We start from the raw sequence: 2,025 nt of genomic DNA on the forward strand, positions 1-2,025 counted from the left end.
ACGTGTCGCTGCGCGACCTCACCGTCCCGACGATCCTCGCGGCGACCAACGTCGTGGTCGTCCCCCCGGGCCCGCCGGCCCCGCGGCCCCCGCCGCTCGCTCCTGCCGTACCTGCTGCTCGCACCGGCCGTCGTGCTGGAACTCGCCATCCACGTGATCCCGATGGTCGTCGGGGTCTGGATGAGCCTGCTGGAGCTGACCCAGTTCCACATCCGTGACTGGTCCACCGCGCCCTTCATCGGGCTGGAGAACTACCGGGCGACGCTCGACCTGAACAGCGCCGCCGGCAAGGAACTGCTGCACTCGTTCTGGATCACCCTGGCCTACAGCCTGCTCTCGGTCGGGTTCGCCTGGCTGCTCGGCATCTCGGCGGCGGTCGTCCTGCAACGGCCCTTCCGTGGACGCGCGATCCTGCGGGCGCTGTTCCTCACCCCGTACGCGCTGCCGGTCTACGCCGCCGTGATCACCTGGAGCTTCCTGCTGCAACGCGACACCGGCCTGGTCAACCACGTGCTCGTGGACCAGCTCGGGCTGATGAACGAACGGCCGTTCTGGTTGATCGGCGACAACAGCTTCTGGTCGCTGCTGGTGGTGTCGGTCTGGCGTAACTGGCCGTTCGCGTTCCTGTGCCTGATGGCCGGGTTGCAGAACGTGCCCGGCGAGCTGTACGAGGCCGCCGCCATCGACGGCGCCGGGTTCTGGCGCCGGCTGCGCTCGGTCACCCTGCCGATGCTGCGACCGGTCAACCTGGTGCTGCTGCTGGTCCTCTTCCTGTGGACGTTCAACGACTTCAACACCCCGTTCGTGCTGTTCGGCGGCTCCGCGCCGGAGCAGGCCGACCTGATCTCCATCCACATCTACCGCAGCTCCTTCAAGACCTGGGACTTCGGCTCCGGGTCGGCGATGTCGGTGGCGCTTCTGCTGTTCCTGCTGGTCGTCTCGGCCGTGTACCTGCTGATCACCAACCGTCGGAGGGACGACCATGCGTGAGACCGCCGGTGAGCGCTGGGGCCGGCGCATCGTGCTGACCCTGCTCACCCTCTTCGTCGTCATCCCGCTCTACGTCATGGTCACCTCGGCGGCGAAGCCGTTGCAGGACGTGCAGAACGGCTTCACCTGGTGGCCCAGCCGGCCCACCCTGCAACCGTTCATCGACATGTGGAGCACAGTGCCGCTGGCCCGGTACCTGGTGAACAGCCTGGTGGTGTCCAGCATCGCGGCGATCTGCTCGGTGGCGGTGGCCATCTTCGCCGCGTTCGCGGTCAGCCGGTACCGGTTCCGCGGCCGGAGCCTCTTCTCGGTGACGGTGCTGTCCACGCAGATGTTCCCCGGCATCCTGTTCCTGCTGCCGCTGTTCCTCATCTACGTCAACCTGGGCAACGCCACAGGCATCGAGCTGTACGCCAGCCGCACCGGCCTGGTCATCACGTACCTGACCTTCTCGCTGCCGTTCTCGATCTGGATGCTGGTCGGCTACTTCGACTCGATCCCCAGGGGTCTGGACGAGGCGGCGCAGGTCGACGGCGCCGGTCCGCTGCGCACCCTGTTCCAGGTCATCCTGCCGGCCGCGGTGCCCGGCGTCGTCGCGGTCACCGTGTACGCGTTCATGACCGCCTGGGGTGAGGTGCTCTTCGCGTCAGTGATGACCGACGAGGGCAGCCGCACCCTGGCCGTCGGCCTGCAGGGCTACTCCACCCAGTTCAACGTCTACTGGAACCAGATCATGGCCGCCTCGCTGGTGGTCAGCATCCCGGTCGTCGTCGGGTTCCTTGCCCTACAGCGCTACTTCGTCGCCGGCCTCACCGCCGGCGCTGTCAAGTGAGTCATCCAACCCCAGAGGAGAACCGTCCCGTGCCCGACCTGTCCAAGCTGCCACCCGACTTCCTCTGGGGTGTCGCCACGGCGGCGTACCAGATCGAGGCGGTGTGTGCGAGGTTGACGTCGACGACCCGGCGCAGGTCCTCGACCCGCAACTCGGTGAACGGCCCGATCAGGCTGGTGACGCCGGCGTTGTTGACCAGGCCG

Annotated in this window: 2 protein-coding genes and 1 pseudogene; 2 read left to right on the plus strand and 1 reads right to left on the minus strand. The window is 67.5% G+C overall.

Annotation, left to right across the window (positions count from 1 at the left end; all coding sequences use genetic code 11):
• Both AB0C20_RS36060 and AB0C20_RS36065 read left to right on the plus strand, forming a co-directional pair.
• Positions 1 to 990: sugar ABC transporter permease (locus tag AB0C20_RS36060; RefSeq protein ID WP_357569702.1), on the plus strand; the 990-nt coding region annotated here is incomplete at its 5' end.
• Positions 983 to 1,822, plus strand: a complete 840-nt coding sequence (locus AB0C20_RS36065; protein WP_357569703.1) for a carbohydrate ABC transporter permease — start codon at positions 983 to 985, stop codon at positions 1,820 to 1,822. The genes AB0C20_RS36060 and AB0C20_RS36065, both read left to right, overlap by 8 nt.
• Before the next feature lie 109 nt (positions 1,823 to 1,931).
• On the opposite strand, the pseudogene AB0C20_RS36070 reads toward AB0C20_RS36065, so the two are convergent.
• Positions 1,932 to 2,025: pseudogene (locus AB0C20_RS36070) on the minus strand (oxidoreductase); the annotation flags it as partial.

Source organism: Micromonospora sp. NPDC048843, from assembly GCF_040649965.1.
GTDB classification, from domain to species: Bacteria; Actinomycetota; Actinomycetes; order Mycobacteriales; family Micromonosporaceae; genus Micromonospora; species Micromonospora hortensis.

Bases quoted from the DNA above. Each gene is read 5' to 3' on its own strand.
- AB0C20_RS36065 (WP_357569703.1), top strand. From the start codon at position 983: ATGCGTGAGACCGCCGGTGAGCGCTGGGGCCGGCGCATCGTGCTGACC.